Origin of the sequence: Pseudomonas sp. FH4, assembly GCF_000510915.2 — a bacterium.
Lineage (GTDB): Bacteria > Pseudomonadota > Gammaproteobacteria > Pseudomonadales > Pseudomonadaceae > Aquipseudomonas > Aquipseudomonas brenneri.
The window spans coordinates 1-591 of the sequence record NZ_AOHN01000051.1 but is presented as its reverse complement, the minus strand read 5'-3'; the positions used below and the strand labels follow the sequence as shown (position 1 = coordinate 591).

The 591-nt window shown below is 60.4% G+C and carries 1 pseudogene; it reads right to left on the bottom strand.

The annotated features are described in order from the left end of the window. A pseudogene (locus tag H097_RS26575) lies at positions 1 to 523 on the bottom strand (electron transfer flavoprotein subunit alpha/FixB family protein); the annotation flags it as partial. Positions 524 to 591 lie beyond the last annotated feature (68 nt).

The window sequence follows — 591 nt, the reverse complement described above, 5'->3', positions numbered from 1 at the left end:
TGCCAGCATTGTGCACAGCCGCAACGGCTTCAACGGCAGCCGAACCCCCTTCCGCGGCAACCGGGTCGAAGCCGGTGGCGCGTACGGTGATGACTTTGACGGCAGCTGTCGATTGCACGGTGGCAATGGCGTTACCGGCGTAGATCGGGCGCTTGAAGGTGTCGGCGCTTTCCACCGAAACGATCTCGGAGATCTGGTCAACGTCCAGCTGCGCGGCAACGCGTGGCAGGATGTTTTTGCCGTTGGAGGTAGCGGCAGCCAGGATGTGGCTGTAGGAAGCGCCAAGCTCTGCAACCAGAGGCGCGACGTTTTCCGGCAGTTGGTGCGCGTAGGCAGCATTGTCAGCCAGCAGTACTTTGCTCACGCCAGCTACTTTTGCTGCAGCTTCAGCCACGGCGCCAGCGCCTTGACCGGCGACCAGTACGTGGATGTCGCCACCGATTTTGGCGGCGGCAGCAACGGTGTTCAGGGTGGCCGGGGCCAGCACCTTGTTATCGTGTTCGGCGATTACGAGGATAGTCATGATCAGGCTCTCCAATTCAAAGCACCTTCGCTTCGTTTTTCAGTTTCTCGACCAGTTCAGCCACCGAC